Genomic DNA, 15,100 nt, shown 5'->3' on the forward strand with positions numbered 1-15,100 from the left:
CTCCCACGCGCCCTCAGAGCGGCGTGACGTACGCGCCCGAGATGCCGCCGTCGACGAGGAAGGTCGACGCCGTGATGAAGCTCGACTCGTCGGAGGCGAGGAAGAGCACGGCATTGGCCATCTCCTCCGGCTCGCCGAATCGGCCCATCGGCACGTGGACGAGGCGCCGCGCGGCGCGCTCCTCGTCCTTGGCGAAGAGCTCCCGGAGGAGCGGGGTGTTGACCGGGCCGGGGCACAGGGCGTTGACGCGGACCCCCTCCCGGGCGAACTGCACGCCGAGCTCGCGGGACATCGAGAGCACGCCGCCCTTGCTCGCGCTGTAGGAGATCTGCGACGTGGCTGCGCCCATGACGGCGACGAACGAGGCCGTGTTGATGATCGAGCCCTTGCCCTGCTCGAGCATGTAGGGCAGGGCGGCCTTGCAGCACAGGTAGACCGACGTGAGGTTGACCTCCTGCACCCTGCGCCAGGCGTCGAGGTCGGTGTCGAGGATCGAGTCGTCCTCGGGCGGGCTGATGCCGGCGTTGTTGAACGCGATGTCGACGGAACCGTACGTCTCCTTGGCCGTGCGGAAGAGCGCGTCGACGTCCTCCTTGCTCACGACGTCGACCCCCACGAACGTGCCGCCGACCTCCTCGGCGATGCGGGTGCCGTTCGCCTCGTCGAGGTCGCCGATGACGACCTTCGCGCCCTCCTCGGCGAACCGTCGCACGGTCGCGAGACCGATGCCCGAGCACCCGCCCGTGATGACCGCGACCTTGCCGTCGAGCCTGCCTGCCATGTGGATTTCCTTCCAGCCGGATGGATCTGCGTGGTGGTGTGCGCCGACCGTCAGTCGGTCGAGATGAAGACGTTCTTGACCTCGGAGAACGCGTCGAGCGCGTCGGGGCCGAGCTCGCGGCCGATCCCGCTCTGCTTGAAGCCGCCGAACGGTGTCGAGTAGCGGACGCTGCTGTGCGAGTTGACGGAGAGGTTGCCGGCCTCGACGCCACGCGCGACCCGCAGGCCGCGACCGATGTCGCGGGTCCAGATGGACCCCGAGAGGCCGTATGCCGTGTCGTTGGCCTTGGCGACCGCGTCGGCCTCGTCGTCGAACGGCATGACCGCGACGACGGGCCCGAAGACCTCCTCCTGCCAGACCCGGTCGGTCGTCGAGCGCGGCAGGACGACCGTCGCGGGGTACCAGTAGCCGCTGCCCTCGGGGGCCTCACCGCGGAAGGCGACGTCGACGTCCTCGCTGGCGTCCTCGACGTAGGAGCGCACCGTGTCGCGCTGCCCGGAGCTGATGAGCGGGCCCATCTCGGCGGCCTCGTCGCGAGGGTCGGTGACGACGACGCCGCGCACCGCCGTCTCGAAGTGCTCCATGAAGGTGTCGAACACGCTGCGCTCGACGAGGATGCGACTGCGCGCGCAGCAGTCCTGGCCGGCGTTGTCGAAGACGCCGTACGGGGCTCTCGCCGCGGCGAGCTCGAGGTCGGAGTCGGCGAAGACGATGTTGGCGCTCTTGCCACCGAGCTCCAGGGTGACGCGCTTGACCTGGTCGGCGGCGCCGCGCATGATCCGCTGGCCGACCGCGGTCGAGCCGGTGAAGCAGACCTTCCGCACGTCGGGGTGCGTGACGAATCGCTCCCCCACGACCGTGCCCTTGCCGGGCACGACGGTGAAGACCCCCGCGGGGATCCCGGCCTCGAGGGCCAGCTCACCGAGGCGGACGGCGGTCAGCGGGGTCAGCTCGGCGGGCTTGAGCACGACCGTGTTGCCGGCGGCGAGGGCCGGTGCGAAGCCCCAGCCGGCGATCGGCATGGGGAAGTTCCACGGGACGATGATGCCGACGACGCCGAGCGGCTCGCGGAACGTGACGTCGATGCCGCCGGCGACGGGGATCTGCCGGCCGAAGTGCCGTTCAGGCGCCCCGGAGTAGTACGCGAGGACGTCGCGGACGTTGCCCGCCTCCCAGCGGGCGTTGCCGATGGTGTGGCCGGCGTTCTCCACCTCGAGGAGGGCGAGCTCCTCCTGGTGCTCACCGACGAGGTCCGAGAAGCGGCGCAGGAGCAGCGACCGGTCGGCGGGGCTCACGGCGCGCCACGGAGGGCTCGCGGCCGAGGCCCGGGCGATCGCGGCGTCGGTCTGCTCCAGCGAGGCGAGCTCGACGGTGCGGACCACCTCCTCGGTGGCCGGGTTGATGACGTCGTGAGTCGTGGTGGTCACAGTCGCTCGAATCCTCTCCTGCGCTCCCAGTCGGTGACGGCGGCGTTGAAGGCCGTGATCTCGACGTCGGCGGCGTTGACGTAGTGGTCGACGACCTCGTCCCCGAAGGCCTCCCGAGCCATGGTCGACCCGGCGAGCAGGTCACGGGCCTCCTGGAGCGTCGAGGGCACGCGTGGCTTGTCCGACGTGTACGCGTTGCCCTCGAGCGCTGGTTCGAGCTCGAGCTCGTGCTCGATGCCGTGGAGGCCACCGGCGAGCATGGCTGCGACGGCGAGGTAGGGGTTGAGGTCACCACCACCGATGCGGTTCTCGACGCGCAGGCCGGCACCGTGGCCGACGACGCGGAGCGCGCACGTGCGGTTGTCGCGGCCCCACGCCACCGTCGTCGGGGCGAAGCTCGCCGATGCGAATCGCTTGTAGGAGTTGATGTTCGGCGCGTAGAAGTAGGTCAGCTCTCGCTGCGTCGCGAGGATGCCTGCGAGGAAGTGCTCGAACATCGGGCTGTGCCCGTGCTCGCGCTCCTCGTCGACGAAGACGGTCTCTCCGTCGAGGCCGCGCAGCGAGAGGTGGATGTGGCACGAGCTGCCCTCGCGCTGGTCGAACTTGGCCATGAAGGTCAGCGACTGGCCGTGGTGGGCAGCGATCTCCTTGGCGGCGTTGCGGTAGACGACGTGGTTGTCGCACGTACGCACCGCTTCGTCGAAGAGGAATCCGATCTCGTGCTGGCCGTAGTTGCACTCGCCCTTGGCGCTCTCGACGACGGCGCCGGCGGCATACATCTCGTTGCGGATCTCGCGCAGCAGCGGCTCGACGCGGTCGCCCCCGAGGATCGAGTAGTCGACGTTGTAGCGGTTCGCCGGGGTCAGCCCCGTGTAGTTCGCGTCCCAGGCCTGCTCGTAGGACTCCTCGAAGACGATGAACTCGAGCTCGGTGCCGCAGTGCGCGGTCATCCCGAGCCCGGCTGCCCGGTCGACCTGGGCCTTGAGCACCGACCGGGGCGACTGCGCCACGGCGCCGCTGCCGTCGAGCCACGTCAGGTCGCACTGCACGGTTGCCGAGTGGCGGCTGCCGGGCGTGCGCCGCAGCGTGTCGAGGTCGAGGTCGAAGAACATGTCGCCGTAGCCGCGCTCCCACGAGGACATGGCGTAGCCGTCGACGGTGTTCATGTCGACGTCGACGGCGAGGAGGTAGTTGCAGCCCTCGGTGCCGTCCTCGAGCACGTGGTCGAGGAAGTAGTGGCCGTGCAGACGCTTGCCCTGCAGCCGCCCCTGCATGTCGGTGAAGGCGACGACGACGGTGTCGATGTCACCGGACTCGATCTCCTCGCGGAGCCGGTCGAGCGTGAGCGTGGGTGTGGGCGCCATGTCGTGCCTTCCTGTCGTCTCAGCCGATGAGGCCACGGAGCAGCGCCGAGGTGGCGTCGCAGTGCTCCTCCATGACCGCCCGGGCTCGTTCCGCGTTCCCGCCGAGGATGGCCCCGACGATCTGGTGGTGCTGGTCGTTCGAGTGCTCGATGTTGCGCCGGAGCACGGGGATCGCCATGAGCATGTCGTGCAGGGCCGCCTGCGACCGCGTCACGGCGTCGATGAGCATCGGCGACCCGGAGAGGGTCGCGACGGCCAGGTGCAGCCGCGAGTCGGCGACACGGTGCGCGGCGGGGTCGGGGGCGTCGTCGACCTCGGCGAGGCTGTCGGCGAGCCACGCCCGTTGGTCGCCCGCCAGGGACTGGGTCGCTGCGAGCCAGGCGGCCCCGGGCTCGACGACGCGGCGGAAGGTCAGCGCGTCGCGCATGGCCGCGCCGCTGCGGACGAAGGCGCCGGGGGTGCTCGAGGGCAGCTCGGCGGACTCGGTGACCCACGTGCCACCGCCACGTCCGCGTCGGGTCGTCACGAGGCTCGACTCGCGCAGGGCGGCGATCGCCTCGCGCAGCGTGTTGCGGCTGACGCCGAGCCGTTCGGCGAGCTCGCGCTCCGGCGGGAGCTGCTCACCGCGGGCGAAGACGCCAAGCCGGATGGCCGTCGCGAGCTGCTCGACCGTGCCCTCGAAGACGTTGCCGGTGGCCGGGCGCAGCACGACATCCGGCAGGGACGGCTGTCGTTCGGCTGCACTCACACGTCGATCCAATACCGTCACCCCCACCTGGTCAATGGTCTGAGAAAGGACCATTTTGTCGGCGACGAGACGCGCACGACGACGTCGAGGGCGACCGTGGGGACGCGGTGGTCGCCGTCGGCCAACCCGCCCGGGAGCGGGATCCGGCCGGGGCCGCCGTTCCGTCGTCACTCGCTGAACGCGTCGACGACCTCGGGGTCGATGTTGGTCTTCGGACCCTTGAACCAGTGCCGTGCCGAGACCCGCCACCACACGGCGAGCACGAGCAGGGACCCCAGCGTGAGGATGGGCGCGTAGTTGACGAACTTCCACTCGAAGCCGTCGGTGAAGGGCACGCCGCCGGGCACGAACGGCAGGATGAAGTAGATCGAGATGATCGCGATCTCGATGACGGCCACGAGGTTCATCCACTTGTACTTCGGCCCGTTGGTCCACGAGCCGGGCACGAACGCGTCGCCCATCTTCCAGCGGAGCCAGATCGGGATGAGGAAGGCCAGGTAGAGGCCAATGACGGCGACCGAGACGACAGCGTAGAAGGCGGTCGGGACGATGAGCGGAGCCTCCTCGGTGCCGATGTTGACCTCGACGAGCGCGGGCAGCGTGATGATCGCGCTGACGACACCGACGAGCATGACGGCGTTGGCCGGCACCTTCGCCCCGGTCAGCGTCGACCACAGCCGCGAGCCGGGCACGGCGCCGTCGCGGCTGAACGCGAAGGTCATGCGCGAGGCGCTCGTCATGCACGAGGTCGTGCAGAAGAACTGGCCGATGCACGAGATCGTCAGGATCGCGGCCGCCCACTTCGAGTCCATGGCGTGCGTGAAGATGTAGGCCACTCCCCCACCACCGACGCCCGCGTTGTCGGGCTTGCCGTCCGCACCGTCCGGCACGGCGAAGAGGAAGCAGAGCAGGAGGATCCAGCCGCCGATGGCGGAGTAGAAGATCGAGCGCCAGATCCCTTGTGCCGCAGCCTTGGACGCGGCCGAGGTCTCCTCCGACAAGTGCGCCGAGGCGTCGAAGCCGGTGATCGTGTACTGCGTCAGCAGCAGGCCGAACGGGACGATGAGGAGCCAGTAGGTGGGCGAGCTCGTCGAGCCGTCGGCATAGCCGGAGTTGTTGAACCTCTCGGTGAAGACGTAGGAGAAGCTCTGGTGGTTGTCGGGCACGACGATGAGGATGAGGATGATGGCGGCGGCCCCGACGACGTGCCACCACACGGAGACGTTGTTCATGACGGCCATGAGGTGGCCGCTGAAGATGTTGAGCACCGCCGCCGCGATGAGCACGACGAGGAAGATCCAGAAGACGCGCGTCAGCGAGTAGCCGTCGGCGTAGTCCTTGGACCACGTGCTGAGGGCCAGGTCGATGAAGGTCGCACAGCCGTAGGCGACGGATGCCGTGACGGCGACGAGGCCGATGAGGTTGAGCCAGCCGGTGAAGAAGCCGGCACGGGCGCCGCCCATCTTGTTGGCCCACCAGTAGATACCCCCGGAGGTGGGGTAGGCCGAGACGAGCTCGGACATCGTCAGACCGATGACGAGGATGAAGGCGGCGACGATCGGCCAGCCCCACGAGATCGCGATCGGGCCGCCGTTGTTGAAGCCCTGGCCGAACGTCGTGAAGCAGCCGGCGAGGATCGAGATGATGGAGAAGGAGATCGCGAAGTTCGAGAAACCCGACCACGAGCGGTCGAGCTCCTGCTTGTAGCCGAGTTCCGCCAGACGGCGTTCGTCGTCGGAGAGACCAGTTGCCTGAGCCATGCCCTGCACTCCCATCTTCGGTATGAAGTTGGACCGATGCTAGCGCCGCACACCGCAGCCGAACAGACCTCGGAGCGACCTCTTCCGGGCCGGGACAGACGTGTTTCCGAGGCGTTTCGGCGGCGTGACCGGGCCCAGAGAGCCACACCAGACCATTCGGACAGCCCGCCGGTATTCGAGGCGGCATGGCCAAGGTCAGAGCCTGAGCGCCCACTCCAGGGTGCGCGCGACGCCGTCCTCGTCGTTGGACGCGCACGTGCGGGACGCAGCGGCGCGGGCGTCCGGGTGTGCGTTCGCGACGGCCCACCCGACTCCGGCCCACTCGAGCATCGGGACGTCGTTGGGCATGTCACCGAAGGCCCACACGTCAGCCGGGCGGATGCCGGTGCGGGCGCACCACCGCACGAGGCCTGCTGCCTTCGTCACTCCGGGTGCCGAGATCTCGGCGAGACCCCCGGTGCCCGAGTGCTGCACCAGGGCGCGGTCGCCGAGCACCTCGGCCACGCGCGGGATGACCTCGTCCTCGGGCAGGCGCTCGGTGCGGGCGAGCAGCTGCCGACGACGGCGTCCGGCGGCAGGTCCTCGATGGGAGCCGGCACGAGGTCGTCCGGCACCCAGCGGCGGTGCAGCTCAGGGTAGTCCGGCTCGGTGTGCACACCGCCGCTCAGCTCGGCGCTGAAGCCGATGCCCGGCACCGCGGCCCGCAGGTCCGCGACGATCTCGAGCAGCAGGGCACGCTCGAGCGGATAGGACGCGACGACGGTCCGCGTGCGCACGTCGTAGTCGAAGGCGCCGTTGGCGCAGATGACCGTACCGTGCCCTCCGACCGCGCCGGCGAGCGGTTCGAGCCACCGGGGCGGACGCGCCGTCACGAAGACGATGCCGGCGGACTCGGCCGCTCGCAGCGCAGCGCTCGTCCGTGGCGAGATCACGCCGTCGGAGCGCAGCAGCGTCCCGTCGAGGTCGGTGGCGACGAGGCGCGGGCGACGCACCGGCGCGTCACCCACGGACGCCACTGCTGGACTCAGACGAGGCGGGTCAGCCAGCCGTGCGAGTCCTCCGCGCGGCCGTACTGGATGTCGAGGAGCTTGGCGCGGACGGCTTCGGCGTAGCGGTCCTCGTGGCCCTCACGGCGGTGGTCGACGGAGCCACCGTCCCATCGCAGCTCGCCGACGGGGGTGACGACGGCGGCGGTGCCGCACGCGAAGATCTCGACGATGTCCCCGCTGGCCGCGCCCTCCTTCCACTCCTCGATCGGGATGCGCCGCTCCTCGGGCTCGAGGTCGAGCTCCTTGGCGATCTGGAGGATCGAGCTGCGAGTCACGCCTTCGAGGATCGTGCCGGTCAGCTCGGGCGTGATGATGCGCCCGTCCTTGGTCACGAGGAAGAGGTTCATGCCCCCCAGCTCCTCGATGTAGGTGTGCGTCGAGGAGTCGAGGAAGACGGCCTGGTCGCAGCCGTGCTCGATGCCCTCGAGCTGTCCGGCGAGCGAGCTGGCGTAGTTGCCGCCGCACTTGGCCGCGCCCGTGCCCCCCTCGCCCGCACGGGCGTAGTCGGTGGAGATCCACAGCGTGACGGGCTTGAGGCCGCCGGAGAAGTAGGCGCCGGCCGGGGAGGCGATGACGGAGTAGGTGACCTGCTGGGCCGGCCGCACGCCGAGGAAGGCCTCGGAGGCGAACATGAACGGGCGCAGGTAGAGGCTCTTCTCCCCGGCGTCTCCGGCGGGGACCCACGCCTGGTCCACGTCGACGAGCTGGCGGAGCGACTCGATGAAGTCGGCCTCGGGCAGCTCCGGCAGCGCGAGGCGGCGGGCCGAGCGGGCGAAGCGGGCGGCGTTGGCCTCGGGGCGGAACGTCCAGATCGACCCGTCCGCGTGACGGTAGGCCTTCATGCCCTCGAAGATCTCCTGGGCGTAGTGCAGCACCGCGGCCGCCGGGTCGAGCTGGAAGGGACCGTAGGGCTTGACCTGCGCGTCGCCCCAGCCACCCTCGGCCGTCCACGTCGCGACGACCATGTGGTCGGTGAAGGTCTTGCCGAAGCCGGGGTTCTCGAGGACCTCGGCGATGCGCTCGGGCGACGTGGCGTCGTCGCGGCGCGTGACCGCGAAGGACAGCTGGGACATGACAAACCTCCAGGAGCAAAATCAACGGTGATCCGGTTGTCAGGCTATCGCCCACATCGTGAGACGACGAAGTCGGGCACCCGCCCACGGGCTCCGTCCGGAACGCGCGCGGCGCCCCACGCGTACGACACCGCCGCCCGCGGGCGACGCCCCCGTCGGGGGTATGCCGTCCGGCGTCGCGGTCAGAGGCGCGCGACGACGGCGTCACCGACGACCGTCGTGCTGCGTACGGCGTCACCGCGCTCAGCAAGGTCGGCGGCGACGGCCGCGTCCACCCGACCCGCCTCGGCATCGAGGCCGAGGTGCGCGAGCAGCATGCCGACCGAGAGGATGGCGGCGGTGGGGTCGGCCTTGGACTGACCGGCGATGTCGGGGGCCGAGCCGTGGACCGGCTCGAACATGCTGGGGGTCGTGCGCGCCGGGTTGATGTTGCCCGACGCGGCGAGCCCGATGCCGCCGGCGATCGCCGCGGCGATGTCGGTGAGGATGTCGCCGAAGAGGTTGTCGGTGACGATGACGTCGAAACGCCCGGGGTCGGTCGCCATGAAGATCGTCGCGGCGTCGACGTGCTGGTAGGCGGTCTCCACGTCGGGGAACTCGGCTCCGACCTCCTCGACGGTGCGGCGCCAGAGGTGGCCGGCGTACGTCAGGACGTTGTGCTTGTGCACGAGCGTCAGGTGGCGACGCGGGCGCGCCTGGGCGCGGGAGAAGGCGTCGCGGACGACGCGCTCGACACCGAAGCGGGTGTTGACGCTGACCTCGGTCGCGATCTCGGCCGGGGTCCCGACGCGAAGGGCGCCGCCGTTGCCGGTGTAGGGCCCCTCGGTGCCCTCGCGGACGACGACGAAGTCGATGCCCTCGGGGGCGACGCGCGCGACGTCGAGCGGGCTCGCGACCCCCGGAAAGAGCCTGGCGGGGCGCAGGTTGACGTAGTGGTCGAGGGCGAAGCGCAGCGGCAGCAGCACGCCGCGCTCGAGGACGCCGCTCGGGACGCTCGGGTCGCCGATCGCGCCGAGCAGGATCGCGTCGTGGCCGCGCAGCTCCTCGAGGACGGAGTCGGGCAACGTCTCGCCCGTGGCGTGCCAGCGGCGGGCGCCGAGGTCGTACTCGGTCGCCGTGAACTTCGGACCGGTCTCGCCGGTGACGGCGTCGAGGACCTTGAGTCCTTCCGCCACCACCTCGGGACCGATGCCGTCACCGCCGATCACGGCGATGGAGTAGGCGTCCTTGACCAGCGTCTGTGCCATGTCGTCAGCCTAGAACCCGTCTTGTGATGTGGAATCTGCGTCTCAATTATTGAACCGACGACGGCCCCCACCCGGGAGGTGGAGGCCGTCGTCACGATGGCGCGGCGAGGCCGCGGACGTCGTCGGGGTCTGGATCAGTCTTCGGTGTGACCCTGGTCGCGCAGGTCCATCGACTCCTGCAGTGCCTGACGGGCAGCCTTGGCGTCTTCGCTCATGGTGATCACGTCTTTCGAGTTGCGTGCGGTGTGGTGGTCTCAGGTGGCTCCAGCCCGGGTGGGCGAACCGGTCAGCAGAGGGGTGCGCGGGGTCTCCGCGGCGAGGTGCTGACTACCTGGACTCGCCGCGGCTGGGAATAAGTACGACCTGCCGCGTCATGCATTTCACGGTACGCCGGGCTACCCCCGGGTAAAGGGGGTTTCCACTGGATGAGACGCGATGTCCGCCATTCGTCAGGGCCGGAGCCGCGGCACGAATCGCGCATCCCCCGCTATCCCCGCTGGGAGCCGTAGGCTCGCCGCGTGAGCGCCGACCATCCCGACGCGCCTGCCGACCCCTCCACCGGCACCGCTCGCCACCACGCCGACCACCCGAACCACCGGGCCGCTGCCAGTCGCGCCCGGCACACCAGCCACGCGGTCCCGGGGGTGCCGTTCGACGACGAGGCACGATGGATCGCCATCACGCCGGGCAACGCCAGGCGCATCATCGTCATGGTGGTCGTCGCCGTCGTCCTGCTCTCCGTGGCGACGTGGGCCTTCCACGCGATGGGCAGCTTCCTCTTCCTGCTGCTGCTCGCGTGGCTGCTGTCGATCGCGATGGAGCCGGTCGTGCTGTGGCTGAGCCAGCGCGGCATGAAGCGGGGCCTCGCCACGGGGATGACCATGCTCGGGATGCTCCTGCTCTTCGCCGGGCTCGCCGAGCTCTTCGGACAGGTCTTCGTCTCGCAGCTCTCCCAGCTCGGGTCGCAGCTGCCCGGCGCGATCACCTCGGCGATCAACTGGGTCAACTCCACCTTCGGCACCCAGTTCGACATCGAGCAGATCCAGACCGCCCTGAGCCTGACGCCCGACAAGCTCGGTGAGCTCGCGGGCAAGTACGGCGGCGGCATCATCGGCGTCTTCGGCTCCGTCATCACCTTCCTCTTCGACGCCCTGACGATCCTCGTCTTCGCCTACTACTTCTCGGCCGACAGCCCACGGCTGCGCCAGACGATCGGCTCGTGGCTCCCCCAGCGCTACCAGCGCGTCTTCATCACGGTCTGGACGATCTCGGTCGAGAAGACCGGCGGCTACGTCGTGTCCAAGCTCCTCCTGGCTTCCCTCTCGGCCGTCTTCCACGTCGCCTTCTTCTGGTTCATCGACGTGCCGTTCTGGCTGCCCCTCGGCATCTTCGCCGGCATCGTCGGCCAGTTCATCCCGACGATCGGCACGTACATCGGCGTTGCCCTGCCGGCCCTCTTCGCCCTCCTCGACAAGCCGATCAACGCCCTGTGGATCGCGGTGTTCGCGACCGTCTACCAGCAGCTCGAGAACTACGTCTTCACGCCGCGCATCAGCCGCCGAACCATGGACGTGCACCCGGCCGTCGCCCTCGGTTCGGTCATCGCCGGCGCCGCGCTCTTCGGCCCGATCGGCGCCCTCATCGGGATCCCCATCGCGGCGGTCGCCCTCGCCATCGTCGACACATTCAGCAAGCGGCACGAGCTCGTCCCCGAGCTCGCCGGCCTCGAGCCGGGCGACGACACGGACGACGAGGACGACGAGGACGACGAGGACACCGAGGACGAGCGGGACGACGAGAGTCCCCAGCGCGTCGAGACGGACGCCGGCCAGCGGACCTGACCGGCCCGGCTCAGTCCTGCAGGCCGATGACCGAGAAGGTCTTGGCCTCGATGACCTCCGACAGCTCGGCTGCCATGGCTGCGGGCACGGCACTGTCGACGTTGAGCACGCCGATGGCGCGGTCGTCTTGGCGTGAGACCTGCATGCCGCCGATGTTGATGCCCGCGTCGCCGAGGATCCGGCCGACCGCGCCGATGACGCCCGGACGGTCGGAGTACTCGAAGACGAGCATGTGGTCCGAGAGCGGGACCTCGAGGTCGTAGCCGTTGACACCGACGAGCTTCTCGACCATCTTCGGGCCGGTCAGTGTGCCCGAGACCGAGACGACCGACCCGTCGGCGAGGGTGCCGCGCAGCGTCGTGACGTTGCGGAAGTCACCGGAGTCGGGGTCGGTGACGAGCCGCACGACGCAGCCACGTTGCTCGGCGAGGACGGGGGCGTTGACGTAGGTGACCGCGTCCTCGACGACGTCGGTGAACAGTCCCTTGAGCGCGACGAGCTTCCACACGCTGACGTCGTGGGCGGTGATCTCGCCGCGGACCTCCACGTCGAGCTGGGCCGGCACGCTGCCCGACACCGCGGTGAAGATGCGACCGAGCTTCTCGACGAGGGGGATGCCCGGACGGACCTCCTCGGCGATGAAGCCGGTGCTGACGTTGACGGCGTCCGGGACGAGCTCGCCACCGAGCGCGAGACGCACCGACCGGGCGACGGCGATGCCGGCCTTCTCCTGGGCCTCCTCGGTCGAGGCGCCGAGGTGTGGGGTGACGACGACCGAGTCGTGCTCGAAGAGCGGTGACTCGGTGGTCGGCTCGGTGGCGAAGACGTCGATGCCGGCGCCCGCGACGCGGCCCTCGGCGATGGCTCGGGCCAGGGCGGCCTCGTCGACGATGCCTCCACGGGCAGCGTTGACGATGCGGACCGAGGGCTTGACCTTCGCGAGGGCCTCCTCCCCGATGAGGCCGAGCGTCTCCGGCGTCTTGGGTAGGTGGATGGTAATGAAGTCGGACTGGGCGAGCAGCTCGTCGAGGCCCACGAGCTGGGCCCCGAGCTGTCCGGCCTTGGCCGGCGACGCGTAGGGGTCGTAGGCGAGGATCTTCATGCCGAAGCCCTTGAGGCGCTCGGCGACGAGGGCGCCGATGCGGCCGAGGCCGACGACCCCGACGGTCTTGTCGAGCAGCTCCACGCCGGAGAACGTGCTCCGCTTCCACGCCCCTGCCTTGAGGGCCTGGTTGGCCGGCGCGATGTTGCGGGCCGTCGCAAGGAGCAGGGCCACGGCGAGCTCGGCGGCGGACGTGATGTTGGACGTCGGCGCGTTGACGACCATGACCCCGGCCTGCGTCGCCGACTGGACGTCGACGTTGTCGAGGCCCACACCGGCGCGGGCGATGACCTTGAGCCGCTTCGCGGCAGCGATGGCCTCGGCGTCCATCCTCGTGGCCGAGCGGATGAGGACCGCGTCGACGTCGGCGAGCGCCGGGAGCAGCGCCTCGCGGGCGGCCCCGTCGACCGAACGCACCTCGAAGTCCGGTCCCAGTGCCTCGATCGTGGCGGGCGACAGCTCTTCGGCGATGAGGACAACGGGCTTGGTCACAGAGGAACCCTTCCGGACGGGCGGGGCCCTACGCACGACAGGGGGCGCGCGGGCCGTCGGCGGCACCGCGATGTGCCGTCGGCGAGTCTAGGCCGTCGTTCGCGCGGAATCACGGGATGTAACCACAATGTGAACTCGGGTCCGAGAGGTGTCCCGGGTGGTCAGTTCCCGGAACACCGATTCCGTATGCCGGAGGCTTCGTCACCTCGAACCGCGCGAGGCGTTGCGCAGGGAGGGGCGAGCACGTCAGGGTGGGGTCATGCGCATCGTCGTGACGGGAGGTGCCGGAGACCTCGGGTCGCGGGTCGTCCGGGAGGTCACGGGTCGCGGGCACCAGGCGGTGCCGGCGAGCCGGAGGACCGGCGTGGACCTGGCGACCGGAGAGGGTCTCGAGGCCGTCCTGGCGGGCGCCGATGCCGTCGTCCACTGCGCCGACGAGACGTCACTCGGCGACACCGTCACGGTCTACGGGACGCGCCGGCTGGCCGACGCGGCTGCCGAGCACGGCGTGCACCTCGTGCACATCTCGATCGTCGGCATCGACGAGCACCCCCTGGCCTACTACCGCCGCAAGCTGCGCGCCGAGCAGGGCATCGAGGCGGCGGGCGGGGTGGCCTCCGTGATGCGCGCGACCCAGTTCCATTCCCTCGCAGCGTTCTTCGCCCGGAAGCTGAGCACCGGTCCGATCACCCTGACCATCGGCGACATGGCCGTCCAGTCCGTCGACACCGACTACGTCGCCGGACGCCTCGCCGACCTCGCGCTGGGAGCGCGCCCCACGGCATACGCCAGGGCGACGGACGTCGCGGGTCCCGACGTGCTCACGGTCGGCGAGCTCGCGGGCCTGCTGCGCGCGCACCGGGGCGCGTCCGCGCCGAAAGTGGTGCGCCTGCCGGCCGTCGGCGGGGTCCTCAAGGCGTTCGCCGAGCGGCGCAACGTCCCCTTCCCCGGTGACGCGCAGACCGGCGGCCAGACCTTCGCCGACTGGCTCGCCCTCCAGCCGCAGCGGCTCAGCGGCCGCTGACGCGGCGCTGACGCGGCGCGACGCGACGAAACGCGCGGACGGCCGGCGCCCCCACGAACGGGGCGCCGGCCGTCGAGCCGTGCGGACTGGTCAGCGAGCGGCACTGCCCTCGACGTAGTCGGAGTCGGTCTGCTTGACCCACGCCATGAGCTTGCGCAGCTCGCGGCCCGTGCCCTCGATCGGGTGCTGGGCACCCTTCTCGCGCAGCTGCTTGAACTCCGGGGCGCCGGCGTCCTGGTCGTCGATGAAGCGCTTGGCGAAGGTGCCGTTCTGGATGTCCCCGAGCACCGCCTTCATGTTCTCCTTGACGTGCGGGTCGATGACGCGCGGACCCGAGACGTAGTCGCCGTACTCGGCGGTGTCGGAGACCGACCAGCGCTGCTTGGCGATGCCGCCCTCGATCATGAGGTCGACGATGAGCTTGAGCTCGTGGAGGCACTCGAAGTAGGCGACCTCGGGCTGGTAGCCCGCCTCGACGAGGGTCTCGAAGCCGTACATGACGAGCTGGCTGGCGCCACCGCAGAGGACGGCCTGCTCGCCGAAGAGGTCGGTCTCGGTCTCCTCGGTGAACGTCGTCTTGATGCCGCCGGCACGCAGGCCACCGATCGCCTTGCCGTAGGCCTTGGCGAGGTCCCAGGCCGTGCCCGACGCGTCCTGCTCGACCGCGAGGAGCACGGGCACACCACGGCCGTCGGCGAACTCGCGGCGCACGATGTGGCCGGGTCCCTTGGGGGCGACCATGAGCACGTCGGCGTCGGCCTCCGGCTTGATGTAGCCGAAGCGGATGTTGAAGCCGTGGCCGAAGAGGAGCGCAGCACCGCCCTTGAGGTTGGGCTGGATGTCGTTGGCGTAGACCGTCCGCTGCACCTGGTCGGGCGTGAGGATGACGACGAGGTCGGCTTCCTTCACCGCGTCAGCCACCGATGTGACCGTCAGTCCCTCGGCCTCGGCCTTGGCCTTGCTCTTGCTGCCCTCGGCGAGGCCGACGCGGACGTCGACGCCGGAGTCGCGAAGGTTGAGGGCGTGGGCGTGGCCCTGGCTGCCGTAGCCGATGACGGCGACCTTCTTGCCCTGGATGATCGACAGGTCGGCGTCGTCGTCGTAGAACATCTCGGCCATGGTGGCCTTCTCCTTCGGTTGCTGTGTGCGGTGGGTCTGGTGTGCGGTGGGTCTGGTGTGCGGTGGGTGGGCC

At 70.0% G+C, this 15,100-nt stretch carries 14 protein-coding genes; 2 read left to right on the forward strand and 12 right to left on the reverse strand.

Going from position 1 to position 15,100, the window contains the following annotated elements:
- Positions 1-13: 13 nt before the first annotated feature.
- The 10 genes from NR112_RS03215 to NR112_RS03260 all read right to left on the reverse strand — a co-directional run bounded on the left by NR112_RS03215 (position 14) and on the right by NR112_RS03260 (position 9,664).
- Positions 14-781, reverse strand: coding sequence for a 3-oxoacyl-ACP reductase (locus NR112_RS03215; RefSeq protein ID WP_256792523.1), 768 nt, complete (start codon positions 779-781; stop codon positions 14-16).
- A 50-nt stretch (positions 782-831) separates the two neighbouring features.
- A complete protein-coding gene (locus NR112_RS03220; protein ID WP_256792524.1) occupies positions 832-2,208 on the reverse strand; it encodes an aldehyde dehydrogenase family protein in 1,377 nt (458 codons plus the stop codon).
- Complete coding sequence (locus NR112_RS03225; protein ID WP_256792525.1) at positions 2,205-3,572, reverse strand: glutamine synthetase family protein; 1,368 nt, start codon at positions 3,570-3,572, stop codon at positions 2,205-2,207. The genes NR112_RS03220 and NR112_RS03225 overlap by 4 nt, the downstream gene beginning before the upstream one ends.
- 19 nt (positions 3,573-3,591) lie before the next feature.
- Complete coding sequence (locus NR112_RS03230) at positions 3,592-4,320, reverse strand: FCD domain-containing protein (protein WP_256792527.1); 729 nt, start codon at positions 4,318-4,320, stop codon at positions 3,592-3,594.
- Between the two features lie 167 nt (positions 4,321-4,487).
- Positions 4,488-6,080 (reverse strand): amino acid permease, encoded by a 1,593-nt coding sequence (locus NR112_RS03235; protein WP_256792528.1) that lies wholly within the window; start codon positions 6,078-6,080, stop codon positions 4,488-4,490.
- Positions 6,081-6,275: 195 nt separating this feature from the next.
- Positions 6,276-6,584, reverse strand: a complete 309-nt coding sequence (locus NR112_RS03240) for an HAD family hydrolase (protein ID WP_374511232.1) — start codon at positions 6,582-6,584, stop codon at positions 6,276-6,278.
- Entirely contained in the window at positions 6,503-7,087 is a 585-nt protein-coding gene (locus NR112_RS03245) for an HAD hydrolase family protein (RefSeq protein WP_256792530.1), read from the reverse strand. The genes NR112_RS03240 and NR112_RS03245 overlap by 82 nt, the downstream gene beginning before the upstream one ends.
- A gap of 17 nt (positions 7,088-7,104) precedes the next feature.
- A complete protein-coding gene (locus NR112_RS03250; RefSeq protein ID WP_256792531.1) occupies positions 7,105-8,202 on the reverse strand; it encodes a branched-chain amino acid aminotransferase in 1,098 nt (365 codons plus the stop codon).
- 182 nt (positions 8,203-8,384) lie between these two features.
- Positions 8,385-9,449, reverse strand: coding sequence for a 3-isopropylmalate dehydrogenase (locus tag NR112_RS03255; RefSeq protein ID WP_256792532.1), 1,065 nt, complete (start codon positions 9,447-9,449; stop codon positions 8,385-8,387).
- Positions 9,450-9,583: 134 nt separating this feature from the next.
- Positions 9,584-9,664 (reverse strand): 3-isopropylmalate dehydrogenase, encoded by an 81-nt coding sequence (locus NR112_RS03260; protein WP_081633825.1) that lies wholly within the window; start codon positions 9,662-9,664, stop codon positions 9,584-9,586.
- A 303-nt stretch (positions 9,665-9,967) separates the two neighbouring features.
- On the opposite strand from NR112_RS03260, the gene NR112_RS03265 reads away from it, so the two are divergent.
- A complete protein-coding gene (locus NR112_RS03265) occupies positions 9,968-11,290 on the forward strand; it encodes an AI-2E family transporter (protein ID WP_256792533.1) in 1,323 nt (440 codons plus the stop codon).
- Positions 11,291-11,300: 10 nt separating this feature from the next.
- On the opposite strand, the gene serA is transcribed toward NR112_RS03265, so the two are convergent.
- The gene (gene serA / locus NR112_RS03270; protein ID WP_256792534.1) at positions 11,301-12,884 is read right to left on the reverse strand and encodes a phosphoglycerate dehydrogenase; all 1,584 of its coding nucleotides are present in this window, start codon (positions 12,882-12,884) and stop codon (positions 11,301-11,303) included.
- A gap of 259 nt (positions 12,885-13,143) precedes the next feature.
- Here serA and NR112_RS03275 point away from each other — a divergent pair, with 259 nt between their 5' ends.
- Entirely contained in the window at positions 13,144-13,908 is a 765-nt protein-coding gene (locus NR112_RS03275; protein WP_256792535.1) for an SDR family oxidoreductase, read from the forward strand.
- 90 nt (positions 13,909-13,998) lie between these two features.
- Here NR112_RS03275 and ilvC read toward each other — a convergent pair whose 3' ends face one another.
- Positions 13,999-15,027 carry a ketol-acid reductoisomerase gene (gene ilvC, locus NR112_RS03280; protein WP_256792536.1) on the reverse strand — a complete coding sequence of 343 codons (1,029 nt, stop codon included), beginning with the start codon at positions 15,025-15,027 and terminating at the stop codon, positions 13,999-14,001.
- Positions 15,028-15,100: the final 73 nt, after the last annotated feature.

Origin of the sequence: Terrabacter sp. Ter38 (assembly GCF_024519435.1) — a bacterium.
In the GTDB taxonomy this organism is placed as follows: domain Bacteria; phylum Actinomycetota; class Actinomycetes; order Actinomycetales; family Dermatophilaceae; genus Terrabacter.